Source organism: Mesorhizobium sp. P2_D5, assembly GCF_056404355.1.
Map to the genome: position 1 here is coordinate 127,990 of NZ_JBFUEE010000001.1, position 23,837 is coordinate 151,826.

Consider the following 23,837-nt stretch of genomic DNA (forward strand, 5'->3'; position numbering starts at 1 on the left):
ATTTCCGCAAGCCGTCGTCAGACCGGCACCTTCGCCTTCAGGCTTGCGGCAGCCATCGCATAGCCGCCGGCGGCACCATCGATGAAATGAAGATGATCGCGCTGCAGCGGCGAGGCGACGAGGCATGTCATCAAGGCCGATTTCTGGCGGTGCAGGCCATAGTTGCAGATGCCCGCCTCTTCCGCCTGTTTCAGGCGGTTCTCGATCCGTTGCAACACATCCGCGTCAACGTCGATGGTCATCTTCAAGCCGTCGTCGAACTTCCGGAAATCCGAATTGCTGGCCACTTCGCGTTTGTAGACCTTCGGATCGAAACGGCCGATCGTCCAGCCAAATCGATCGGTGACAGCCGTAAGCGTCATCAGAAACACTATCCACAGCTTCGACGCCCACCGCCATCCTGCCGGCGCGGTGGCCCGCGCCTCGATATCGAGGCCGGCGGGCAGCAAACTGTAGCCCGGTCCGTTCACCGGCACCGGGTGGCCATCGCGTTCCTCCCTGCCGGCGAGGGCGATGATGTCGGAAGCCAGGAACTGAAAACCGCGCAAGTCGCGCGACGCCCCCGGTATGGCTATGATCGAGACGATTTCGCCATGGCGGGCTTCGATTGGGTTCCAGCGGCAGGAGAGGCCGGTCAGATCCGGCCGCGCGCCGGCCGGCGCAGGATCGATGCGGTAGCGCCCCGCTTTCATCTCGGCTTCCGCCCAACTGCCGCCACCGCCGGCGAACATGGCATAGAAGACTGCTTCGGAGGCCTGGAACCGCGCCACGCGAACGTCGAAGCCGTGCGCTCTTACATCCTTTATCGGCACGATCGCGGCACGCAAGGTCAGGTCCAGTTCGTCCGCCACCCATCTCTGGACAGCCGCCAGCGCGTTGCGGGTGATCTCCAGCGCCGAGCCGGGAAACGCCACGAGCGCGCCGTCGCCGCCGAAGACAAAGGGAAGATCTTGCCGGCCCAGCGCATTGAGCAGTGCCGAGATGACGCTGGCGCCGGCCATATTGACGGTCTTATAGCGCCCAGCCTCGATCGCCTTGGTCGAGCCGACGATGTCGGCGGTGGCCAGCGCCCAGCCATCGGGCAAAGGCCGATAATTGTCGATATCGGCAACGCTTTCGAACTTTGCGAAGACCGGCAAGGACGCGACAAACGGGTCGGGCGCGGCAGCTGTTTCCATGACCATCAGATAGCACATTCCACTGCTTAGAGGTGAAGTCGATCATGCTACGAAATTGACTTGCGCAGGCTTTCCGATGATAGGGTCGCGCGATGCGAATTGCCTTCTACGCGCCGCTGAAGTCGCCCAATCATCCAGTTGCCTCCGGCGACCGCCAGATGGCGCGGATGCTGGTCAAGGCGCTGGAGCATGGAGGGCATAGCGTCGAACTGGCATCCGAACTGCGCTTCTATTTACGCGAGCCGGAGCCGAAAAGTTTCGATGCGCTCAAGATCGAAGCCCGAGAGGAAGCCGCACGGCTGACAAAGCTTTGGGATCGTCACGGCAAGCCCGATCTCTGGTTCTCCTATCATCCCTATTACAAGGCGCCCGACCTGGTCGGCCCCGAGTTGGCATCGGCCTTTGCCGTCCCCTATGTGACCGCGGAAGCCTCCTATTCGAGGCGGCGCAACGCCGGCTTGTGGGCCGACACGCAAGCGTTGGTGGCGGCAGCCGTCGAACAGGCGGCGCTGAACATCTGCTTCACGCAAAGGGATCGCCAAGGACTGGCAAATGCGATTCCCGACGCCGCTCTCGGTATGCTTTGGCCCTTCATCGACACATCGGTATTCCGGGAAATGCCGGCACGGGGTTGTCCGACGCGCCTCGTTACCGTCGCCATGATGCGCCAGGGCGACAAGGTCGAAAGCTATCGCATGCTGGCTCAGGCGCTCGGTCCGATCCGCCATCTGCCCTGGACCATTTCGGTCGTCGGGGACGGGCCCGCCCGTGACGAGGTCAAAGCGCAATTCGCCGGCTTGCCGGCCAACCGTATCGAATGGCTTGGCGCGATCGAGCCGGCCGCCGTGCCTGATGTGCTCTACAGGGGGGGAATTTACGTCTGGCCGGGCTACGGCGAGGCCTATGGCGTTGCCTATCTTGAAGCACAGGCCGCCGGCCTTCCGGTGGTGGCTCAGGACATTGCCGGCGTGCCGGAGGTCGTGCGGGATGGCCAGACCGGGTTTCTCACCCCGCCGGGCGATGTGGCGGCGTTCGCTTCCGCCATCGAAAGGCTTCTGGCCCATAACGACGAAAGAACCATCATGGCCGAAAAAGCCAGACGTTTCATCCTCGAAGAACGCTCCCTTGGTGCTGCTGCCGCGCGTCTGGCCGAACTTCTTTCGAGGATCCCCGTTTCATGACACCCGATCGGATCTGGCAGCCCTTGGTGGCAGAACTGGCGCGCTGGCAACGGGCGGGCCGCAAGGCGGAGTTCTGGCTGCGCGACGATGACGCCGTGGAGCCGACGCCTGAGCTTGATCGGCTGCTCGACCTCACCGGGAAATTCGCGGTTCCGGTCACCCTGGCCGTCATTCCGGCCCTGACGGATGAGAAGCTTGTCGTCCGGCTTGACGAGACGCCGCACGCCACGGTCGCCATCCATGGCTGGGCGCACCGAAATCATGCGCCCGGGGACCAGAAAAAGCAGGAGCTCGGCGCGCATCGGCCACGCGCGGCGGTGCTGGATGATCTGGCTCGCGGGCTGTCGCGCATAACCGGCCTGCACGGCGCATGTGCCGTTCCGATGCTGGTGCCACCCTGGAACAGGATCGACGCCGGCCTGGTATCCGACCTTGGATCGATAGGATTTGCGGCATTGTCGGTCTATGGGCCGCCGAAGCCGGCTTCCCTGGCGGTCATCAACAGCAATGTCGACATCATGGATTGGCATGGCACGCGCGGCTGCCGCGATCATGGCCTGTTGGTTCAGGCGATCGTCGCGCAATTGCAGCATGCATGCGACGGCGGCGAACCGGTCGGCCTGCTCACCCACCATCTCGTCCATGATGAATCGGCCTGGCTTTTCCTCGAACGGCTGTTCACGGTCAGCGCACGGACTGAAGCCTGCGCGTGGCTTCCGATCAGGACATTGATCGAGCGCAGCGCCGGTAGGCGAAAATAGCTCAGCGCTTCTTGTGCAATGAGACTGGGAATTTGAGCGTCTGGCCATCGCGCGCGGCAAAAGCGCCGGCAAACCTTTTTCTGGCCAGTTTCTCGATCTCGTCCAGTTGCTCGTCGGTGCGTGTCGGATCGTGGTGAAACAGGGCGAGCCCCCGCGCACCGGCCGCCTCACAGAGTTTGACGCCCTGTTGCCATGTCGAGTGCCCATGACCGCGGCGCCGTTCCATTTCCTCCTCGGTGTAGGTGCAATCGTAAACGACGAGGTCGGCATCTTCGATCAGGCTGAGCACCGCCTGATCGAGTTTGTCCGGCTCATGCTCGGTGTCGGTGATCACCGCCACGACGCGGCCGCCCCATTCGACCCGGTAGCCTATGCAGCCGCCCGGATGGACAAGGCTGCCGGTTCGGACCACCACCCCTTTGCGCGGCCGAAGCACGTCTCCGGATACGAAATCGTGGTAGTCGAGGCTTGCCTTGCAGATATCCAGTGTCACCGGAAACCACGGCGGCCGTATGAACTCATCGACCATCTGCCTGGTCGTCATGCGTCCTGCAAGATGCCCGGACCAAAGCGCAATCTTGATACTCCGGTCATAGATCGGCGCAAACACCGGTAGCCCGATGATATGATCGTAATGGCAATGGGTGAAAAACAGGTCGAAATCGGTCACGCCCGACGCCCGAAGCGCCGCGCCGGCGGGCCGTAGGCCAGAGCCCGCGTCGAACAGAAGCGTATGCCTGCCGCATCGCATCTCGATGCAGATGGTGTTGCCGCCATAGCGGGAGAATTCTGGCCCCGATACCGAAATGCTGCCGCGCACCCCCCAAAACCTGACCAGGAAAACATCGTCGTCCATGCTAGCCCTTCGTACTCCCCGTCACCCATCGTAGCCAAACAACGGCTACTAGGCGAGACAGGTTTTCTCCGGGTGGCCCTCTCAGAGGCCGTGCCATCGCGACGGCGAGGATTGAAGCCGCGCCATTCGTTATTTAGCGCTTCGTGCGTCGATCAGATCCGCGGTCGTATGGCTTAGGCGGTCGGCAAGAACCCGCAATATCTCGATGGTCATTTCCGGGTACTCCCGCATAAGCCTCAGGAAATGATCCTTGCGGATTCTCAGGGCTTCCACCGGACTGGCCGCTCTGACGGTGGCTGTGCGCGAGCTGTTGCACAGTATGGCAATCTCGCCAACAATCGAATTTGGCACCATTTCGGCAATTTTTATCGGTCCGCTGTCGGAATCGACCAGAATATCCGCGCTGCCTGAAAGGATGACATAGGCGGCGTCTCCCTCGTCGCCCTGCCGGAAAAGGATCTGGCCGGCGCTGTAGCTTACCCGGTCGGATGTGAACGCAAGCAGCTTGAGCTTTGTCGACTCGATGCCGGAAAACAGGGGAATGCGTTGCAGCATTCCAACTTCATCCTTGAGCAGCATTGTCGCAAACCTCCCAAAATTCGCGTTTGCCAGACTAGAGCAACGAACGCCCGGATGGAATCAATTCTGTTTCCGGGATGGCGAAGCGAACCACGCGATGGCGAGCCCGATGTTGTTTGGTCGAGCGATGCCGCCTGACAAATTCCCACCGGCAGAATGATCCCATCTGAATGTCCATCCCTCTATGACAGCAGTTCCTTGAAGATACCGTTGCCTGCCAAAAGTGTCTCGTGTGTTCCGTCTTCCACCAATTGACCCGAGTCGAAGACGACAACGCGATCGAACATCGCCGCCATTGCCGGACTCGTCACGACCCACACTATTGCCGGCGAATGGCCGTCGCACCTGGCTGCCTCGAGCACATTTCGCAGCACCTTCTCCTGCATGCGATGGTCGAGCGCCGACAGCGGCCGGTTTAGAATGAGAAAATCGGGACGCTTGAGCAGGGCCCGGGCAACATCGAGCTTCTGTCGCTGTCCACCGGTCAGCCGCCTGCCGCCGGAGCCGACGTTGAAGTCGAGGCCGACATCCAGCAGTTCGGCATAGAGCCCAAGTTCGTCAAGAATGTCATAGACGATGGAGCGTATGCGGTCCGGCGCGTCGGGATGGCTGTTGCCCACACGCCCGAACAGGACATTGTCCATGACGGTGGCTGCGGCAATGTATTTGGCGGGATCATACCGTTCGATCGCATCTTGCAGCTCGGGCGGCAGGCTTTCATAGAAATGGTTGCGCGCGGCGACGATCTTGCTCATCAGCTCGTCGCTCAGCAGGCCGAAGCGGTGCCGGGGCTCGATATAGGCAAAGCTCAAGGTGACGATCATGGCGCGGTCGTTCTCGGAAACCGCCTCGTGGGGACGGTTCTTGAGCCGTTGCAGCAAGGTTTCGTAGGCGGGTATCTCCTCGGCGCTCATGAAGGCGAGCTGCTGGAAGAACTGGTGGTCGGCCGGCAGGTCGGCAAACAGCTCGATCGCCTGTCCGGCGATCTCCATGCCCATTTCGTAGAGCGTGCGGTCGAGGCCGGCTTCTTTCAGCACGGAAGCAAAATAGGGATTGGCAGCCAGAGCCCTGTCGGCCAGCTTGGGGCCGGCGGCAGCGCCGAAGAGCAGGTTTTCGCCGATCGTCGCTTCCTTGTTGTAGGCGCCCGGTTCGAAAGGAACCACCAGTCCGCTCAGCCCTTCCTGCTCCAGCCGGGTTCGCAGCGCCGCACGCAGTTCGACGATCCGCCTGGCAAGCTCCGTGTGACGCGTGAGGTCGGCCGAAGAGCGCAAGCCAAGATCCAGAATGTCGCGCGACAGGACAACCGCGTCGAGCACCCTGCGCACGGCTTCAAAGAGGTCGTGCGGGCCGGTAGCCCCGGCGGAAGCATAGTTGATCCAGTCGCTGTGGATATCGAGATCCGGATTACCCGACCGGCGCGCTTCGTGCATGTTCCAGCGGTGCTGGTCTGCCGCAGCGCCGTCATACGTCACCGATGTCAGCGGCGCATGCTTCAACCCGTAGAGCAGGTTATCGCGAAGGCTGGCCTGGAACAGGAAAACATCCGACGAGGCATAGGACATGCGCCGGCCGGTCACTGCTTCGGGGAGTTCAAGCAGGTCATCGGCGCCCGACATGACCCTTCCGCTGTCCGGCCAGTTCAGCCGGGCGAAAGCTTCTGCAAGCGCCTCAGCTCCACCTGTTGCGGTACTGACCAACGCCACCGTCTCACCCGGCTTGACCTGGAGGGAGATGCGGTCGAGGAGCATGGCACCGCCATCGTCCGCTATGGACAGACCGATCGCCGACAGAGGGTTGGTCATCGGACCGGGATCGTCGATCGTCAATGCCCCGATTTTCGGCTCAATGAGACCGTCGACGGTGAACTGTTCAACGACCTGCTGATATTTGACCTGGACATCCTGCCGCGCCTGATCCCAGTCGATCAGCTCCTTCATCGGTCCGGGCAGGTCCTTGTAGGCGCTGATCACGGCCACGAGCTGGCCGACGTCCAGCCGTCCCTGGATGACCAGATACCCGCCGATCATGTAGAACAGAAAGGGCGTGAGCTGCGCGAGAAAATTGTTGAGGAACTTTACCATGAATTTCCATTGGTAAAGGTCGAAGCGGATCTTGAAGATGAGCCCGAGCCGGGCAGCTATGTCGGCGCGCTCGTAGTTTGATGTATCGTGGACGTGGACCGCGCCGATGCCGTCGACAATTTCGCCAACCCGGCCCGAAAGCGCCCGCGCCGTCAACTGCCGCTCGCGCCCGAGCACGATCAGCCGCCGCCGCATTCGCGGGATGAGCACGATCTGGATCACCACGATCACGACCGCTATCATTCCGAGCCAGACGTTCTGGACCATGATGAACAGCATGGCCGTCAGCGCCTGGCCTCCGAGCAGTACCGGCTGCAGGAAGGCATCGCCGATGAAGCCGCCCAGCGGCTCCACCTCGTCCTTCACCATGGTCGCCACTTCGGCGGATTTCACCCGCTTGAAGTAAACCGGCGGAAACCGCAGCACACGATCGACCAGATCGAAGCGGATACGCCGCAGCATGCGTTCGCCGAGGCGGCCCTTGTAGGTGTTGATGTAGAGTTTGAACAGGCCGTTGATGACGACCAGCAAGAGGAACACAAGGCTCAGGGCAAACAGCGTCTCCTTGCGGTCGAGCTGAAAACCGGAGAAGAACTGGACCTCTCCAATGAACGGCAGGTTGTAGTGTAGCTTCATGAATGGCCGGGTCGCGCCGGGTTGCTCGAAGCCGCTTCCTTGGATCGGGCCGTTGACGATCAGCTTCGGCAGGTCGAAGGACATGAAATACGGGATCATCGAAAGCAAGACGATGATCAATATCCAGACCTGCTGCTTCTTGGTGTGCGTCCAGATATAGCGGGCTAGGCTGGGTTCCATATGCGACTGTGGACCTTCAGTTGGAAGGATGCAGGATGCAAGAGCACCTGCTGGCGAATGGCGGATCGGCGATTTCTTCGTCGCCAGCGACAAGCTCGAAGCTGCAGTGGACGGCGATTGTCCTGCGCTCGACTCCGTAAGGAACCTGTGAGGCGGCGCGTTCCAGCACGAGGCCCCAGTTGCGCGGCAGGCGCTGGCGGATCGGCGCCGATGGTCCGGACAGACGCAACAGGCTCTCTCCGGCACCGGGCAATGGCGAAGCGGCTTGCAGCATAATCACGTCCGCGAATCAAACGGCCTTGCGGGAGGCAAGATTGCGTTGTGTCGCCCGAAATCCCAACATACAAGACGAATATGATGGATGTTACGCAACCGCGCAATGCCGGCATGGACTGGCACGAGCAAGCCCTGGACCTCACGCGGGGAATTGCTGCCTATGTCAACAGCCCTCTCGTGGCAGGGCTGGCGCGCGTCGTCGCCAAGCATCCGGAGGCCGATATCGCCAATGCCTTCAACCACAAGCAGGTCGCCTGCAAGATGTGGGCGCGCGACAGGCTGTTCGAAAGCTTCGGCGGCCGGTTCGGCCGCATATGGGTTCTGGGTGGATGGTACGGCGTCTTGCCGGCGATGCTTCTCAACGACGCCCGCTTCGACATCGCGGCGGTCGATAGCATCGACATCGATCCCGAAGTCGCGCCGGTCGCCCGGACCCTCAACCGGGAAGCCGGCGACCGTTTCCGGGCGGTCACAGCGGATATGTACGCACTCGACTATGCGGCCGCGCGGCCCGATCTGACGGTCAATACGAGCTGCGAGCACATAGCCGATCTGGGCGCCTGGCTTGCCCTGCTTCCGCGGGGCACAAATGTACTGCTGCAATCGAACGATTATTTCAGCGAGCCGACGCACATCAACTGCGTAGCTTCACTTGCAGCCTTCGAAGCAATGGCGGCGCTGCGGGAGGTGCGGTTCTCCGGCGAACTGCCGACAAAAAATTATACGCGCTTCATGCTGATTGGAACTGTTTGATGGCATAGCGCGTAGCGCCTTCCCCTGGGGGAATTGCGTCAAAACAAAGAGATAGGGCGGTCCGTGAAACGATGAACCGCCCTAGGATCCGTGAACTTTTCCGAAACCAGGCCCCGCTTTCAGGGACCAGATTCGATACCGCTCGCGCAGGATTTGCGCCGCGTGGCGCGCACCTTCCAGGTCGAGACGATGCGCGGATGGCGTCGGTCCCACAAGCGCCTGTTCGATCGCTTGCGCCAGACCTTCAGGCGTTAGGTCCTTTTCCGTCAGCACTGTTGCAAGACCGAGGTCTTCGAGCATCAGGGCGCGAACCGTCTGTTCGGTTTCGCCGCCGGCTGCAAATGGAACGAGCAGGGAGCGACAACCCGCGCGCAGCACATCGCAGACCGTGTTGTAACCCGCCTGCGAGACTGACAGGCGGGCGCCGGTCAGCAGGCTGGCGAAATCCTCGCGGAACCGGAAGATGGACAGGCCCGGCGTGGCATCGCGTGCGATCGCGTCAAACTCGTCTTTCGGCAGGTTTGGGCCGGTGATCAAACACCATTTCCAGCCTTTGTTGGCATTGCGCGCCGCTGCTATGGTGGACCTGACAAGGCTCTTTCCGGCAGCCCCGCCGCCAACCGACACCAGAACGTCGAAGCGCTCGGAGGCCGCGGCCGATGGCGGCGCGGCAACGAGCCCTGTGTAGGTGACCTCGGCCCTGATCGCTTCAGCCAGTGGAAATGTCTTGTCGATGGTTGCGAAAGCCGGATCGCCGTGGACCATGACAAGGTCGAAATGCCTGTTGATGAGATCGACCGTTTCTTCGTTTCGGCCCGCCTTGACACGCTCCTGAAGGATATCACGCACGGACGTCGCCAGCAGCGGTCTGGGCGACGTCGCGTCGATGGCCTCGACTAGCGGCAAGAGTTCGAAACGCATCTGCCGGCGTCCAAATGGAAACGCCTCGACAATGACGATATCAGGCCTGCACTCCCGGAATGCCTGCAGCAGCATCTCCGAACGCCGTTTCTTGAAATCATCGTCGATGGGTTTGCCCTGCAGGTCGACAAGTCCGGAAAATCCTTCATCGCCGGAGGTGACAGGTGGCAGGGTGACAGATTTTACACCCGGTCCCGGAAACCCGGCAATCGGCGCTCCGCCCGTTACGACGGTGACGTCAAACACGTCATCGGCCAGAGCCGCCGCAATGCGGCTGGCGCGCGCGAGATGGCCAATGCCGAGCAGGTGTTGGACGTAGAAGAAAGCGCGCAGCCGCTTCATTCGGCGGCCCGCCACTCCCGCTCGAACAGTTCCTTGAGCTGTCCAATGCTTGCCGTATGATCGAAATCGCCGCGCACGCGCCGCTCCGCGGCATCGCCGAGGCGGGCGCGCAGCACGGGATCACGGATCAGGCGCTCCAGCGCCTGTGCCAGGGCGATTGGGTTTTCCGTCGGAACCAGCAGCCCGGTATCTTCAGGCGATAGCAGCTCCGGCACGCCGGAAATATCGGTCGACACGCAGGCAAGCCGCTGGCTGGCCGCCTCCACCAGGACATTCGGCAGACCGTCCCGGTCGCCATTTGCGGTGATCCTGCAGGCCAGGGCGAAGATGTCGGCGCAGCGGTAGTGCTCAAGCACCTCCTCCTGCGCAAGCGCGCCTTTCCAGGAGACGCGACCATCCAGTCCGAGCTTTTGCGCCAGCGCCTTGAGCCGTCCCAGTTCCTCGCCGCCGCCGATATGCTCGAAACGCCACGCCAGATCACCAGGCAAGAGGGCAAGGGCCTCCAGCAAGGTATCGTAACCTTTCTTTTCGACGGCGCGCCCGACACTCAAGACGACAACCGGTTCGTCCGGCACCGAGCCGTCATGCTGTTTTCGCGCCTCGCCGAAACTGCCGAAGCGATCAAGGTCGAGCCCATGATAGCTCAGATGCACGGACGAATTGCCGTTGGCGAGTTTTGTCAGACGGTCAAAGCCGGTTTTCGTGCAAGTGACCGTCCAGCGCGCCGAGGAAAGCTTGCCGGCCAGATCCCAGTCCGCCGAAGTCCAGATGTCCTTGGCATGGGCCGAGCAACTCCAGGGCAGGCCGCGAAGCAGGCTGGCATAGCGCGTCACCGATGCCGGCGTGTGCGCGAAATGTGCGTGCAGCCAGCCCGCGTCTTCCGGCCATTCAGCCGCCAGCACGAGCGCTTGCCCGAAACGGCGCGCGCGATTGCGCGTAAAGTCGCGGGGGATATCGGTCGCCAGCGATCCGAGCGCGCGCCAGAAGCCCGGCCGCAGCAGATGAGCAAACAGCGAGCGAACCACGCGCAGCGGCTCTTCATGCAGATATTCCGGCAGATAGTGGACCGGCGCTTTGATCTCGTCATGCACGGGGTGGCGTTTTGCATCGGTCGGCCGCCTGAGCGCGAACAGTATCAGGTCGAACCCCGCACGCTCCAGACCGAGCAGTTCCTGCGCGATGAAGGTTTCCGACAGCCGCGGATAGCCTTTCAGAACCACGACGATCTTGCGATGTTGCAACTCAGTTCATGCCTTCAATGACCGAAAGGTGATGGCCGGCACGCCGCTCGAGCAGTTCCGCGACGATTTCGGAAATATGAGGCAGCCCTTCCAGCGTCAGATGCGGATTGCTCTGCGATGGGCGGGGCCGGTCCGGCAGCACCTTCAGTGCATCGGCAAACCGCTGGGAATCCTTGGCTTCTTCCGGCAAGAGCATCTCGATGAGGCCGAGTTCAGCTGCGCGCCGTGCGCGGATCAGCTGTTCCTCGCGGGGCTTGACGCGCGGCACGATCAGCGCCGGCTTGTCGAAAGACAGGATCTCGCAATAGGTGTTGTAGCCGCCCATCGCCACGACCGCCTTGGCGCCGGCAATCAGGTCTTCCATGCGGTTGTCGAACTCGATGATCTTGATATAGGGGATCTTGGACCCCTTCCTGACCAGCTTGTTGCGCTTGCGCGCCGGCATGTAAGGCCCAAGCACGATCAGCGCCCTATGCTGCAATTGCGGATCCTGCTGATAGGCATCGAAGACGTCGTGGATCAGTTCGGCGCCGTCACCGCCGCCACCGGTGGTCACGAGGATATAGTCGCCCTCGGGCCGGTGGCCGGGCATCTCGTTCCGCTGCAGGCTCCGTTGCAGGAAACCGACGAACTTCATCTTTGCCCCGACAGCTGGCGGCACATCCAGGCCCGTCAACGGATCGTAGAAATCCGGCGGACCATAGACCCAGACCTTGTCGTAGAACAGGCCTATCTTGCGCATTACATCCCTGCGTGCCCACTCTGCTTCGAGCAGATTCGGCGCGTCCATCACCTCTCGCAAGCCAAGCACGAGCGTGGTGCCCCGCGTCTTGAGGTAGGACAGCGTGTCCTCGATCTCACCGCGCAGGCCGAGCGGTTCCTTGTCGACGATGAAGATATCCGGCCGGTAGGTCTCGGCTGTGTGGCGGATGATCGACTGGCGCATCCTTAGCGTCTCATGCAGATCGATATGCTTTTCCAGCGAGGTGTATTCGCCGTTGCGCAACTTGATGACGCTGGGGATCTTCACGAAGTCGACACGGGCGCGGTAGTCGAAGGCGCCAGCGATGGTCGCGCCCGAAATGATAAGCACCTGAAGTCCGCGGAAATCCTCGACCAGCGAATGCGCGATCGTCCGGCAGCGCTGCAAGTGGCCGAGCCCGAACGTGTCGTGGCTGTACATGAGAATTCGAGCGTTTTGTACGTGCTGGGTCATTGCTGAACGTCTTTTAGGATTCTCGCCCTGAGGACCGTGGCGACCCCGCAGGCTTCGAAACTCGCGGGTCTACCGACCTGTTTTGAAACATGACAGCGCAATTTTCAATTCGTATTACCCGAGAGGGTCCATATGCTGAAGCCAGGAAGCCGCGTCTGCTCAGCTGCCCGCTTGCCACATGTCCAGGCGCAATGGAAGCAGAGGCGACAGCAAACGGGGTGCCAATCGCGCATCAGGGCGAAGCCAGGATTGGTCGATAGATAGCAAATTCAACGGTTTATCGCATCCGTGGCGGAGATTCCGATGGGGCAGCGTTGGCACAGATTCATATCGCCAGGTTGGGGTCGAGCGTTCGAATCGCTTCAACCGCCTCCAAATCTTCGTTATGTCTGAAAACAACAAAGGGGCGGGTAACCGGACCTCTTTTGCTGCCTGGCACTGGGGACGAGCGGGATAGTTCCCCAATCTCGACTTGCAATTGCGACCCGCAGGCCGTGATCCGATCCCGCCATTGCGATAGCCGGCGAGGATGCCAAAGCGCTCAGACGCTCCCTGACCAAACACCGGTCAGTAGGCTTCGACTGTCAGAAGTGCGTTCTCGAACCGCTTGGCCGCAAGGTCCTCGGGCGTGATCCAATATTGAAGCGGCCCCATCTCGCCAACGGTCCAATCGACCGCCATATCCGGCCCGATCTGGAGCAACAGCAGGTAGCGGTCCTTCATCTCGTCGGCTGCGACCTGGATGACTTCACCCTTGCCAAGCATCTGATGGCCACGGGGTGAGTGGCGGTGAGACAGGGCGGCTACGACTTCCCGGCCTATCAACGCCGCACCGTCCGGATCTGTCAGTCCACCCTCGGCGCCCCGGATCGCCGCGATTGAAAGCCAATGGTTCATCACCTGCGGAAGTTGGCGATGATGCGGCCGCCGCGCCGGAGAAGATGACGGCATGCCGTTGGCGCGCAAGTCTTCCAGGAAGGCAACGATCTGCTGCTTCACCTCGGCTGGAGGTGCGTCATATTCCTTCAGTCCGGCATTGACCGTCGGAAAGAAAGCGTTGAACATCTTCGAACCGAATGCCGACAGTTCGCGCTGCACCAGCCGTAGTCGCTTGGCCTCCGGATCGTCTTCGACAACATCACCAAGCGCCTTCAGCTGTGCCGTGACGTCGGCCGTCTCTTCGCGGTGATATGCTTCCACGAGCTTTCGAACGATCCGCGCAGTATGCCAATTGGCCGGAAAACCCGGATATGGCGTCCAAAGCGTGTCCTTCGGCGCCTGATGAGCGGAAAGCAGCGGATCGGGGGTAACAGGCGAACCGTAGAAGGCCTCAACCCTTTCGGCGCGAATCTTGTCCGCGACCTCGAAGGCATGACCCTTCGTCCGCACGCGCCGCGACTTCGGCGTCGGTCGGCTCCTCGATCCAGGCAAATTCGACCTCGACCCGATCATAGTGGGTTCGCTTGCCCCGCAGGATTTCGTCCGTCGGATCCGATCCCAGAATCTTGGCGGTGGAGGGCATGTCGAGCGGCTGCCACTTCTGCGTCACCCGGCGCGGTTCATACCGGGTCACGAAGTGTAGCGCGTCCGACCCAAACGTGTCGGACATCGGCGCGAAGAAATAGAGGTAGCCCTTGTCGGGCAGCAGGTCGCGGCCAGGTCCCGGTGGCAGGTCCGAACAGTCGATTTGCGCCATGAAATTGAGGCGCTCAAGCAATCCCTGCCGATTGTGAACCGTCGGCCAGTCGAATTCATCCGGGACGATCGGCAGCCCGCCAAAATAGCTCATGCTGCGTTGGGGAAGACGCGGCGGAAAGACGTGCCTGATCGCGATGCGCGCCGCTTGCCCCCGTTCGATCGCTTCGCGGCCATCGACGGAAATCGGCGGGATCTTGCGCTCGACATGCGCTTTGGACTTCGCCTTGCGCTGGTCGTCGCTGTCCTTGGCTTGCTGCTGCAAGTCGGCGATCAACTTTTCCGCCGCAGTGTTGGGCCGAGGCGATGCGGCGTGGGCCGCTTCAGACGATGCCAGCGTGCGTTGACGAGCCTTGCCGACCGGCAAGGCGGGACTGTCCTGTGGTTTGCCTTTTGAAGCCGAACCGGAAAACAGCCCGGCAATGCCGCGATAGATCAGGCTGCCAACGATCAGGAGCATCGCCCCGGCCACAAGCAACGGCATCAGATTCGCCATGACGCTACCCCCATCGTCGGCTGCGTCGCCTCCTCCCGAAGCCGAATTATTGCCGTTATATGAGGCCTTGCGCAAGCAAGGGGCCGATCAGGCAGTGCAGCGGCTGAAATCAGCCAGGCTGGCCGCCCGCCTTGCGCAGCGACGCCTGGTGGACCAGCGACGTCCAGCTGTTGGTCGACGCGAGATGGCAGTAGAGCAGGCCAAGCGCCTCGGAAGCCCTGAAGCGTCCTATTCCATCGCTCCTGCCAAGCCTTCGGCCGAAAGGCCCAGCCGGCTGTAGCCTTCGACGAATTCGGGATCGTCATAGATGTCCTGGGTCACTTCCGTTCGTTCCTACTCCCGCGAACGACGTCGACGTTGGCGCCGAGGAGGTAAATCAGATAGAACTAAATCAGGCAGAACGATTGTCTGCGATTTCAGGAGACGACATGTCCGAGGAGCATGTTGAACGTCGGCTGGCGGCGATCCTGGCCGCAGATGTGGTCGGCTATAGCCGTCTTATGGAGGTTGACGAAGAGCACACTCTCAATCTCCTTCGGCAGCATCGACGGGAGTTCTTCGATCCGACCGTCACCAAGCATGGTGGGCGCATCTTTAAGGTGATGGGTGACGGCTTCCTGGTGGAGTTCGGCAGCGTGATCAATGCGGCGCGCTGCGCGGTCGAGATCCAACGCGGCATGTCCGAGCGGAATGCCGGCATCCCCGAGGACCGGCATTTCAAGTTTCGCATGGGCATCAACCTTGGCGATATCATCGTCGACGGTGATGATTTCCACGGCGACGGCGTCAATCTTGCGGTGCGGCTGCAGGGCCTCGCGATACCCGGCGGCATCGCCTGCTCGGAAGCGGTGCGCCATGCGGTCGGCAACAAGCTGGGCGTCGACTTCGCCGATCAGGGCGCCAGGACCGTCAAGAACATTGCTCAGCCGCTGCACGTCTATTTCGCCAACTGGGACCAGGGCGCCGCGCATGTCGAGACGCATGTTGCGGCCGGGAGCGTCCAGACGCTGGTGCGGTCCGACAAGCCGTCGGTGGCGATCCTACCCTTCGCCAATCTGAGCAATGATCCCGACCAGCAGTATTTCAGTGACGGCATCACTGAAGATATCATAACCGACCTCTCGAACGTCTCCGGCCTGTTCGTGCTCAGCCGCAATACGGTCTTCGCCTTCAAGGGCAGGACCGACAAGATGGAACGCATCGCCAGGGAGCTTGGCGTCGGCTACATTGTCGAGGGCAGCGTCCGCAAGGCGGGAAACCGGGTCAGGATCAATGCCGAGCTGATCGAGGGCGCCACAGACGGACACGTCTGGGCTGCCCGCTACGACCGCGACCTCACCGACATCTTCGCCGTGCAGGACGAAATCGCCAAGGCGGTCGTGGCGCAACTCAGGGTCAGGCTCCTGCCCGAGGAGAAGAAGGCTATTGAGAAGGCGCCGACGGACAATGTGGACGCCTATACGCATTATCTTCGAGGCCGCGATTACAGCCACATCGCGACCAGGGCGAACCACCTGATGGCCAGACAAAGTTATATCAGGGCCATCGAGCTTGATCCGGGATATGCCCGCGCATATGCAGGCTTGGCGGTCAGCGACGTACGCCTTCAGTCGATGTACGGCTCACCGATCCAAGTGGACGACATTTTCGCGACCGCCGATAAAGCCCTGGCTCTGGACCCGAATTTGGCCGAGGCGCATTCAGCCAGGGGCTTTGCCCTGTCCCTCGCCGGCCGCCGTTCCGAGGCCGCCGCGGCGTTCGAACAGGCTCTCGCGCTCGACCCCAATTGCCACGAGGCCAACCGCTACTATGCCGAGTTCTGCGTAACCGGCGGCCAGTTCGAGCTCGCCGCGACGTACTTCAAGCGTGCGATGGAGATCAAACCGACCGACTACGGCGCACCGGTCATGCTGGTGAACGTCTTCCGCACTCTCGGCCAGCAGAACGACGCGGAGCTTTATGCGCGGATCGCGATGGAGAGAGCTGAAGAGGAACTCCGTCTGCATCCGGAGAACGCCAATTGTGCCTGCCTGGGCGCGATCGTGCTGGCCTTCCTTGGTGAAGGCGATAGGGCAGCGAAGTGGCTTGACCGGTCTCTGGCGATCGACCCTAGCGATATGAACACCCAATACAACGCCGCTTGCACCTATGCGTTGTTGGGGGAGTTCGAACGCTCGATCGACCTTTTGGAAGCGTGGCTGCCGCAGGCTGGCGCCGAGATGAGACTCTGGTTCAAGAACGATTCCGATTTCGCCTCTGTTCGCAGTCATCCTCGCTACCAGAAGTTGCTCCAGCTCCTGCAGTAGCGATAGGCATTGTTCTTGAGGCAATTTTATTGCCGACAATCAAGAACCGGCCTTCAGGAAGATTTACCCGACAAACCAACGCCCTCGCCATTCCACGGATATTATGTTATCTTACTAATATAACCGAGAGGTGGGGAATGGGTACCCGGTTCAGGTTGTTCGTTCAGCCTCCGTTCGAGGACCCTACGTCAAGCCCTGAGATCATTACGGTTTCTTCCCCGCGAGGCAGCGTCGGACCTGGCCCGTCCGACGATCTTATGTATGTCGTCGAGCCGGTCGACAAGACGCGGCCCTATGGCGTCAACCACGGCCCGTTGGGCACGCCCGTCATCTCCCTGCCGCCCTGGACGCGAGCGATCCTCGATCCGGCCGTTCCGGACGAAGAGGGCAATTTCGATCACTATCAGCCCTCGACGCCTGGCTTCGAAGCAGCGCACGCGTTCGGTTGCGTGCGCTTCACGCTCGACGTCTGGGAGCGTTACATCGGCCAGCCGCTCACCTGGCATTTCCGCGATCATTACGACCGTCTGGAAATCTCGATCCTGCCGGGTTGGGATAACGCCCAATACGGCTATGGCTTCCTCGAGCTCGGCAGCCAATTCCTGAAAGACGGACGCGCGCTCCCCTTCAGCCTCGACTTCGATATCATCGCGCACGAGGTTGGCCATGCATTCGTCTACAGCGTCCTCGGCATACCTGACCCGGGAGCTGAGTTCCCCGAATATCTGGGCTTTCAGGAGGCCTTTTCCGACTGCGTTTCGTTGATTTCGGCCATGCATTTTCCCTCCGTGATCGAAAATGTTCTGACGACGACACGCGGGAATCTCTACATCGCCAACCAACTCTCTCGCTTCTCGGAATTCTCGCCGCACCGCCAGATACGCGAGGCCAACAACAAACTGACGATGGCCGACTTTGCCGACGGCTGGACCGACGAGCATGCACTGTCGCAACCTCTCACGGGCGCCGTCTTCGACATTCTGGTCGATGTCTTTCACGAGAGCCTGGTGGCTCGAGGACTGATTTCGCCGGAGGCCGAAAATCTTGCCGACCTCGCCGAGATCGACCCAGCAGCGGAGCTGCCGGTCCAGGAAGTCTTCGACCGCGATTTCGCTCGCAATCCAGAAGGTTTCGTCGAAGCGCTGCTCGACGCGCGGGATATCGTGGGTACCCTTCTTGCCGAGACGCTGTGGGCTCTCGCCCCGGATTTCCTGGACTACGGTGACGTGGCGAGAGCGATGCTCGCAGTCGACGACAGTGTGACCGGGGGAGAACTATCGAGGATCATCTTCCGAGATTTCGACCGGAGAGGGATTTTTCGCTACCGCGCCGGGCCTCGCCTGACGAAACCAAGCCGAAAGAGCCATTTTCACGAGGGCCGAATCGCTCTTCCGCTGGACCAGGCGCGTCTGCCGGACATGAGCTATTTCGAGAAATATTGGATGTCCAGAAGTGGCGCTGAGTTTTGATCGACATGCAGAAGATGGGGTGATCCATGATACCTGAAACCATTCTAAATACCTCGGCCATACATTTGTTCGGTAGAGTTCTTGAAGATTTGAAGCTTAAGAAGAGGATCGATGGGGGACGGCCCCCAAGGCCTGGCAACAACAGATTCCTGCAGAACCAGATCGACGCCTCCGGTAGCCTGCTGGCAAGGATCTATGCGTTCACCTTCGAGGCGCAGTTCTACGAGCTGGCCCGACCGACCATACTTCTTGTCCATGGGCCTGGCACCGCGGTTGATTATCCAGCCCCGGGAAACACCGATCTCAAGGTCATGAGCCGCGGTCCAAGCGACCCTGCCTATACCGGATTGTCATCGCAGATAGGCTCGTTTGCGCGCGGAATGCTGGTCTGGGTGTACGACAAGAGTGACCTGACAATGCGGCTGGAACTCGACACCGGAACACTGGAAGATGTCCTGTTGAATGCAGAGCTGGACCCGCGTTCGTTTGGTCGATCGGGTGGAGCAATGGGCAGATCCGGCGGTGCGATGGGGCGATCAGGCGGCGCGATGGGCAGGTCTGGCGGTGCGATGGGACGGTCCGGTGGCGCCATGAACCGCGGCGGGCGCGGCGATTTGGACTAGGGCAATTCCGGGAAAAGTGAGAGCGGTTTTCCGTCCGGATTTGCCTGAAAACGAGGAGATAGCGTTTCTGATCGTTAATTGAGAAATGCCGAAGGAGATGGACCATGGCAAACGTCGAGATAGTGCATGTCGCTACACCTGAAGGGAATGCCGTAAGAGGCAAAGATCCGGTTACGGTCGGTGTGACGGTGGCGCCAGGCTGGTTTAAAGAGGCAGAAGACTTGGCAATTAAATTTATTTACTCTGCTACTTTAGAGAGCACCGAATATCTATGCAATGACGATATAACAGTCGAGAATGCAACAGAAATCAACTTTCAGGTTAAAGCAGAACATGGCGCTTCGCCTGGAGAGTATTATGTTCAGATCAAGAAAAAATCTTCAGGTGAAACGATTGCAAGTGGCCCTGACGATGGAACTATCACTGTATCCTAAAGCTGGTCACTGCCAAACAAATACTCAGTGACCGACTGCAAGTCACATCGGCATCAACGGCTTTGCCGTCACGCCGGCAAAATCTTGCCGGGTTCTTGACGTTTTGCGGTTGAGTGTCTGCTTGATCGGCTTCCTCAGCTGCCTCCTCAAGTCCTTCACCACATGAGGGCCAGCGAAAAATCAGCCCGCCGGCAGCCCCGCCTTGCGCAGCGACGCCTGGTGGACCAGCGACGTCCAGCTGTTGGTCGACGCGAGGTGGCAGTAGAGCAGGCCAAGCGCGCCTGATTTGCGCAGGTCGAGAAACGCCTCGTCGCTCAGCTTGTTGAAAGCCGGCTCATCAATCACCTGGAAGTCGGTGAGGTTGAGCACCTCGCCGCCTTCGAGTGTCACCTTGCTCTGGCGCGGCGCGAACAGGCCGTGCGCGTCGATCCTTTCGATCATCACGCGGGTGGCGTTGAAATCGAGCTGGAACTGGTTGCAGAAGGCGAGCGCCTGCCTGGTCGCTTCGGTCGCCTCGGTGCCGTTGAAGAACGGCAGGATCTTTTCGTCGCGGAATGGCGCCAGCAACTGGTCGACGACGCGGTCGCTTGCCCGGTCGATGCACAGCGTCAGCCGGCCGGGCGACTTCGGATCCTCGGCCAGGATGAAGGGATAGCGGCGGACATAGGCCGGGATGTAGTGCGGCCCGGTCCACTTGCCGTCGGCATCGACGAACAGATTCTCGTCCTTGCGCACGCCGGTGATGATCACCGGCGCCTTGGCCGGGCCGATGAAGACGATCGGGTAGGAGCGCATCGCCGCCGGCATCTCCGAGGCCACCACCGGAATGGCGTGCGCCGAGCGGGCGAAGCCGAAGTCGCTGCGCGCCGTCAGGCCGAGCGAGCCATGCCGCACCGGGTTGAGCGCCTCCGGCGTCGAGTAGAACAACGGCATCGTATCGCTTGCCACTTCCGTCTTTGCATCTGCCATCGTCCGTCCCTTTTCCGCAAGCCGATCAGGCCGCCACTGCCGGACCCCGAACCCCGGAATCCGTTCTTGTTGCGCTGACCTTGGTCTGGAAACAATCCCGCGCAGGAACAAAGTACTACAGCGTCTCTTGCGCGCATAAAAGGACAGGCGGTGCTGTATTTTGGGGTTTGTGCCGACGAATTGACTTGGCGCGACGCCGGTGCCGGCCGGGACCCTCTGGACAGCTTGCGGCGAAGCGGCGACAGTGCCGCCGGCAGCAGGCAGAGTGAGGCGAATTGCATGGCGTTGGCATCGGATTTCGAACAGGCGGTCGGGTCGGTTTTCACTGCCGAGATTGGCGGCAGGATGGTTTCCCTCGAGCTGACCGCAGTCCGCCAGATTGCCGCCAGCCCGCGTCCCGGCGGCGGTTTTACGCTTCTGTTTAAGGGGCCGCGCGACATAGGGCTGCCGCAGGCCATCTACCACCTCACCAGCGATGCCATCACCGACGACATCTTCATCGTCCCGGTTTCGGTCGACTCGGCCGGCTATGTCTATGAGGCTGTCTTCAACTGATTCTTGATTTTCGGCGGTCAGGCCGGTCAGGGCGACGATCAGGGTACTCCGAAAGGGGGGACAGCTGGACAGATGATCGACCATTTCGGGATCGCGGGCGTGCTTGAGGAAGCGGCATGCAGCGCGCTGTGCGCGGAAATGCGGGCGGCCGGCGGTCGGCCGGCCGGCCTGTTGGGGCGTGACGACCAGAAGCCGGCATGGCCTGAGGTTCGCCGCACCACGCGCGCCGAGGTCTCGGAAGCGACCGAAGGGCTGGTGATTGCCCTGTTGTCGCAGCAGAAGCCGACTCTGGAACGGCATTTCGGTCTCGCGCTCGGCAGTGCTGAAAAACCCCAGTTTCTTCACTATCGGGAAGGTGATTTCTTCGTGCCGCACCAGGACGGCAACACGCCGCTCATCCACGACGAGTCGCGGTTCAGACGGATCTCGGCGGTGATCTTTCTCAACCACCAGTCGGACGATCCTTCGCCGGCAAACTATGCTGGCGGCTCGCTGGTCCTGCATGGTCCCTACAGCGGTCCGCACCTGCGCGTCGCCATGCCGGCATTGCCAGGCTCCCTCGTCGCGTTTCGTTCGGAAACAACGCACGAAGTCACCCCGGTCACGCGCAACGAGCGTTTCACCATCGTGTCGTGGTATCGCGGGGCGTGACGGTCGGCGTAGGCGTCACGGCCGCTCGAATGCACGTCGCGTTGAACCGAACTCAGGACACGCTTCAGGCGTAGGCGCTGCCCCTCACCTGCCTGCCTGCATCCTCTCCGTATAGTGACGCGGAGAGGGGCGCTGTCATCGACGGTTCGCCAACCGCCAGCGTTGCAGAAGAAGCGACAGCGTTGCGGCCAGCCTCTTTCTCCGCGTCCCTATACGGGGAGAAATGTCCGGCAGGACAATGAGGGGCGGCGCGGACCAACGATCCCTAGTTCAACGCGTTTGCACGAGGTTTCACGCGACGCGCTTTGGCTAGCGCGGCGAACACTCCATCAGGTCGTAGACGCCCATGTCCTCGGTGACGACGAATCCCAGCCGCGTATAGAGCCGCCTGGCCGGATTGTTCTTCTCGACATGGATCGACACCGCCTTGCCGGCGGAACTTGCTTCGTCGATGAGGTCGCTGAGCAGCGCCGCGCCGAACCCCTTGCGGCGAAACGCCGGCAACAAGGAGATGTCGATGATGCAATACTGGTTCCGCCAACGCTCGACATAGAGGCGGCCGATGTCTGCCGCGCCAGACATCACCACCAGCCAGTCGGCTTGCGAATAATGCTTGATGTAATGTGTGTGCTGCGCCCGAAACTGCATGTCGAGGAAGGCGGTCTTCTGCGCCTCGGTCCAGGATGTTACGGCCAGTTCCTCGGCACGGGTCGAGGCATAGACCCGTGACAGGAACGGCAGATCGGCATCAGTCACTGGACGAAACGTCAGCCCGGCCCCAGCCGCCCGTACCCAACCGGCCGAAACCGCCACGTGAAAGTCGTTCATCGCAAAATCAGGGGCGCGACGGGTACACGCCCTGCAGCGCGATGCAGAAATAGCAGGTCAGATAGGGCTGCATGTTGTTGTGTGGCTGTCCGCCACCGGCAGGCGCGAGCGCTTCCGGCGCCAGTTGGACATTAACGGCTGGGTTTGAGCCCAGGTACATCTGGTTGCCCGCCGCCACGAAGTTGCCTTGGGGCGTCTTGAAGGAGCCATCGTCTTCAGCGCCCAGCATGGTGTGCGCATGAGACGGCATCTCGCTCTCAAGCAGCGTCACGGTCTCGGAACCGCCAGTTTCACCAAGGTCATGCAACGACAGGCCGGGGCCTTGCCCCGGATGCATCGGCGCGTTGCCCTGGAGGTCCGGCAAGGCAAAATTGCTCTTGCCGTTGCCGCCATAGGTGGTGCCGAGCAGTGAGAACAAAGCGGTGTTCTGCGACAGCGGCAGCAATTGCCCGTCGCACCACGCCCAGCCATTGGGCGCGAAATTGAACGGAAAGATGCGGATTTCGGCGACGAACGGGTTGGCCATGGACGGACCTCTTTAAGTCTGCGAGGGGAAGATCCCGAACAGCGAGATGATGAAATTGACACAAAGGTAGGGTTGGAAATTGTCATGCGGCTGGCTGCCGCCCGTGCTCGAGATGGCATTGGCCGCCATGGGTGACGCGTTGTCAGCCAGATTGTAGTAGGTCTGAGCCTGCGTGTTGGCCAACACCGAACTGGTCGGCAGCTGCGACGTTGCCGTCGCCGTGGACCCCAACGGCGGATGCGAATGCGCCGGAATCTGGGCGACTGTAAGCGTGACCGTTTCGACGCCGCCGGTCTCGGCCAGGATGAAGCCGTTGCCCTGATGGATCGGAAGGCGGCCTTGCAGATCCGGCAGTGCGAACGTGCTCTGACCGTCGCCGCCATAGCTCGTGCCGATCAGTTGGAACAGCGTCTCGTACTCCGAGATCGGCAGAAGTTGTCCGCTGCAGAACATCCAGCCGGCCGGCGCGAAATTACCGGCAAATATACGAACTTCGCCTACATAGGGTTGTCCCATGGTTGCGCTCCCTCAATTCGGCGACGGAAAGATGCCCTGCAGGGCAATGCAGAAACTCAGCGTCAGAAACGGTTGCATGTTGATATGCGCCTGGCTGCCACCGGTATTCGAGACCGAAGCCGGCGCCATGGCCACCAGCTGAGTGGCTGTGCCGTAGGTGTTGGCAGGAGCTTTGGTGAGGATCGCGCCATTCGGATTGGCGACCCCTCCGGGATTGCTATTGGCATTGATCATGTGCGTGTGCGTGGGCAATTCCGAGATCGATAGCGTATGGGCCGGCTCGCCGCCGCGCTCGCCGAGCGTGTGACCGCTGCCGACGTGGATCGGCGTACGTCCCTGATAGTTGGGCAGCGCGAAAGTCACGCGGCCGTCACCGCCGAACGTCGTTCCCAGCAGCGAAAACAGCGCCTGGTTCTGGTTGATGGGCAGCAACTGCCCATTGCAAAGCGCCCAGCCCTTGGGCGCGAACACAAAAGACATGATTCTGATTTCGGAAAGAAATGGTTCCGACATCGCCGCTCCCTCACATTTGGTCCATACTAAACAGATACTGCTAATTTACGCAACG

24 protein-coding genes are annotated in these 23,837 nt (G+C 61.1%); 9 read left to right on the plus strand and 15 right to left on the minus strand.

Translation table 11 applies throughout. The features are described from left to right. Window positions 1–17: 17 nt before the first annotated feature. A complete protein-coding gene (locus AC1DYW_RS00655) occupies window positions 18–1,196 on the minus strand; it encodes a DUF3095 domain-containing protein (protein WP_477224761.1) in 1,179 nt (392 codons plus the stop codon). Between the two features lie 74 nt (window positions 1,197–1,270). Here AC1DYW_RS00655 and AC1DYW_RS00660 point away from each other — a divergent pair, with 74 nt between their 5' ends. Further along, window positions 1,271–2,359 (plus strand): glycosyltransferase family 4 protein, encoded by a 1,089-nt coding sequence (locus AC1DYW_RS00660; RefSeq protein ID WP_477224762.1) that lies wholly within the window; start codon window positions 1,271–1,273, stop codon window positions 2,357–2,359. Then, the gene (locus AC1DYW_RS00665) at window positions 2,356–3,120 is read left to right on the plus strand and encodes a polysaccharide deacetylase family protein (RefSeq protein WP_477224763.1); all 765 of its coding nucleotides are present in this window, start codon (window positions 2,356–2,358) and stop codon (window positions 3,118–3,120) included. The genes AC1DYW_RS00660 and AC1DYW_RS00665 overlap by 4 nt, the downstream gene beginning before the upstream one ends. 1 nt (window position 3,121) lies before the next feature. Here the strand turns inward: AC1DYW_RS00665 and AC1DYW_RS00670 are convergent, their stop codons facing one another. The 4 genes from AC1DYW_RS00670 to AC1DYW_RS00685 form a co-directional block, all read right to left on the minus strand. Next, complete coding sequence (locus AC1DYW_RS00670; protein WP_457154172.1) at window positions 3,122–3,976, minus strand: MBL fold metallo-hydrolase; 855 nt, start codon at window positions 3,974–3,976, stop codon at window positions 3,122–3,124. Between the two features lie 129 nt (window positions 3,977–4,105). Continuing rightward, window positions 4,106–4,555 (minus strand): cyclic nucleotide-binding domain-containing protein, encoded by a 450-nt coding sequence (locus AC1DYW_RS00675; protein ID WP_095083929.1) that lies wholly within the window; start codon window positions 4,553–4,555, stop codon window positions 4,106–4,108. Window positions 4,556–4,737: 182 nt separating this feature from the next. Then, window positions 4,738–7,452 carry an ABC transporter transmembrane domain-containing protein gene (locus tag AC1DYW_RS00680; protein WP_477224764.1) on the minus strand — a complete coding sequence of 905 codons (2,715 nt, stop codon included), beginning with the start codon at window positions 7,450–7,452 and terminating at the stop codon, window positions 4,738–4,740. Between the two features lie 16 nt (window positions 7,453–7,468). Next, the gene (locus AC1DYW_RS00685; RefSeq protein ID WP_095083927.1) at window positions 7,469–7,726 is read right to left on the minus strand and encodes a hypothetical protein; all 258 of its coding nucleotides are present in this window, start codon (window positions 7,724–7,726) and stop codon (window positions 7,469–7,471) included. Window positions 7,727–7,806: 80 nt separating this feature from the next. Between AC1DYW_RS00685 and AC1DYW_RS00690 the strand changes: the two genes are divergently transcribed. Further along, complete coding sequence (locus tag AC1DYW_RS00690; protein ID WP_477224765.1) at window positions 7,807–8,481, plus strand: class I SAM-dependent methyltransferase; 675 nt, start codon at window positions 7,807–7,809, stop codon at window positions 8,479–8,481. A gap of 81 nt (window positions 8,482–8,562) precedes the next feature. Here AC1DYW_RS00690 and AC1DYW_RS00695 read toward each other — a convergent pair whose 3' ends face one another. The 5 genes from AC1DYW_RS00695 to AC1DYW_RS00715 all read right to left on the minus strand — a co-directional run bounded on the left by AC1DYW_RS00695 (window position 8,563) and on the right by AC1DYW_RS00715 (window position 14,392). Continuing rightward, on the minus strand, window positions 8,563–9,744 hold the full coding sequence (locus AC1DYW_RS00695; RefSeq protein WP_477224766.1) for a glycosyltransferase family protein: 1,182 nt from the start codon (window positions 9,742–9,744) through the stop codon (window positions 8,563–8,565). Then, complete coding sequence (locus AC1DYW_RS00700; protein WP_457154935.1) at window positions 9,741–10,985, minus strand: glycosyltransferase family 4 protein; 1,245 nt, start codon at window positions 10,983–10,985, stop codon at window positions 9,741–9,743. The genes AC1DYW_RS00695 and AC1DYW_RS00700 overlap by 4 nt, the downstream gene beginning before the upstream one ends. Window position 10,986: 1 nt before the next feature. Further along, window positions 10,987–12,201 (minus strand): glycosyltransferase family protein, encoded by a 1,215-nt coding sequence (locus AC1DYW_RS00705; protein ID WP_477224767.1) that lies wholly within the window; start codon window positions 12,199–12,201, stop codon window positions 10,987–10,989. A gap of 567 nt (window positions 12,202–12,768) precedes the next feature. Next, the gene (locus AC1DYW_RS00710; protein ID WP_477224768.1) at window positions 12,769–13,401 is read right to left on the minus strand and encodes a DUF1963 domain-containing protein; all 633 of its coding nucleotides are present in this window, start codon (window positions 13,399–13,401) and stop codon (window positions 12,769–12,771) included. A gap of 130 nt (window positions 13,402–13,531) precedes the next feature. After that, window positions 13,532–14,392, minus strand: coding sequence for a DUF1963 domain-containing protein (locus AC1DYW_RS00715; protein WP_477224769.1), 861 nt, complete (start codon window positions 14,390–14,392; stop codon window positions 13,532–13,534). A 428-nt stretch (window positions 14,393–14,820) separates the two neighbouring features. Here AC1DYW_RS00715 and AC1DYW_RS00720 point away from each other — a divergent pair, with 428 nt between their 5' ends. The 4 genes from AC1DYW_RS00720 (at window position 14,821) to AC1DYW_RS00735 (ending at window position 19,224) form a co-directional block, all read left to right on the plus strand. Continuing rightward, window positions 14,821–16,698: a TPR end-of-group domain-containing protein gene (locus AC1DYW_RS00720; protein WP_477224770.1), complete on the plus strand. Its 1,878-nt coding sequence runs from the start codon at window positions 14,821–14,823 to the stop codon at window positions 16,696–16,698. Between the two features lie 137 nt (window positions 16,699–16,835). After that, window positions 16,836–18,167: a gluzincin family metallopeptidase gene (locus tag AC1DYW_RS00725; RefSeq protein WP_477225551.1), complete on the plus strand. Its 1,332-nt coding sequence runs from the start codon at window positions 16,836–16,838 to the stop codon at window positions 18,165–18,167. A 26-nt stretch (window positions 18,168–18,193) separates the two neighbouring features. Further along, the gene (locus AC1DYW_RS00730) at window positions 18,194–18,790 is read left to right on the plus strand and encodes a hypothetical protein (protein ID WP_477224771.1); all 597 of its coding nucleotides are present in this window, start codon (window positions 18,194–18,196) and stop codon (window positions 18,788–18,790) included. A gap of 104 nt (window positions 18,791–18,894) precedes the next feature. Beyond that, on the plus strand, window positions 18,895–19,224 hold the full coding sequence (locus AC1DYW_RS00735; RefSeq protein ID WP_477224772.1) for a hypothetical protein: 330 nt from the start codon (window positions 18,895–18,897) through the stop codon (window positions 19,222–19,224). Window positions 19,225–19,404: 180 nt separating this feature from the next. On the opposite strand, the gene AC1DYW_RS00740 is transcribed toward AC1DYW_RS00735, so the two are convergent. Next, window positions 19,405–20,193 (minus strand): SapC family protein, encoded by a 789-nt coding sequence (locus AC1DYW_RS00740; protein WP_477224773.1) that lies wholly within the window; start codon window positions 20,191–20,193, stop codon window positions 19,405–19,407. A 279-nt stretch (window positions 20,194–20,472) separates the two neighbouring features. On the opposite strand from AC1DYW_RS00740, the gene AC1DYW_RS00745 reads away from it, so the two are divergent. After that, window positions 20,473–20,748 carry a DUF6916 family protein gene (locus tag AC1DYW_RS00745; RefSeq protein WP_477224774.1) on the plus strand — a complete coding sequence of 92 codons (276 nt, stop codon included), beginning with the start codon at window positions 20,473–20,475 and terminating at the stop codon, window positions 20,746–20,748. Window positions 20,749–20,820: 72 nt separating this feature from the next. After that, window positions 20,821–21,399 carry a 2OG-Fe(II) oxygenase gene (locus AC1DYW_RS00750; RefSeq protein WP_477224775.1) on the plus strand — a complete coding sequence of 193 codons (579 nt, stop codon included), beginning with the start codon at window positions 20,821–20,823 and terminating at the stop codon, window positions 21,397–21,399. A 309-nt stretch (window positions 21,400–21,708) separates the two neighbouring features. Here AC1DYW_RS00750 and AC1DYW_RS00755 read toward each other — a convergent pair whose 3' ends face one another. The 4 genes from AC1DYW_RS00755 to AC1DYW_RS00770 are packed head-to-tail and all read right to left on the minus strand — an operon-like array spanning window position 21,709 to window position 23,782. Continuing rightward, window positions 21,709–22,227, minus strand: coding sequence for an N-acetyltransferase family protein (locus AC1DYW_RS00755; protein WP_477224776.1), 519 nt, complete (start codon window positions 22,225–22,227; stop codon window positions 21,709–21,711). A 7-nt stretch (window positions 22,228–22,234) separates the two neighbouring features. Beyond that, window positions 22,235–22,753, minus strand: coding sequence for a phage tail protein (locus AC1DYW_RS00760; protein WP_477224777.1), 519 nt, complete (start codon window positions 22,751–22,753; stop codon window positions 22,235–22,237). 12 nt (window positions 22,754–22,765) lie between these two features. Beyond that, entirely contained in the window at window positions 22,766–23,269 is a 504-nt protein-coding gene (locus AC1DYW_RS00765) for a phage tail protein (RefSeq protein ID WP_477224778.1), read from the minus strand. Window positions 23,270–23,281: 12 nt separating this feature from the next. Next, entirely contained in the window at window positions 23,282–23,782 is a 501-nt protein-coding gene (locus tag AC1DYW_RS00770; protein ID WP_477224779.1) for a phage tail protein, read from the minus strand. Window positions 23,783–23,837: the final 55 nt, after the last annotated feature.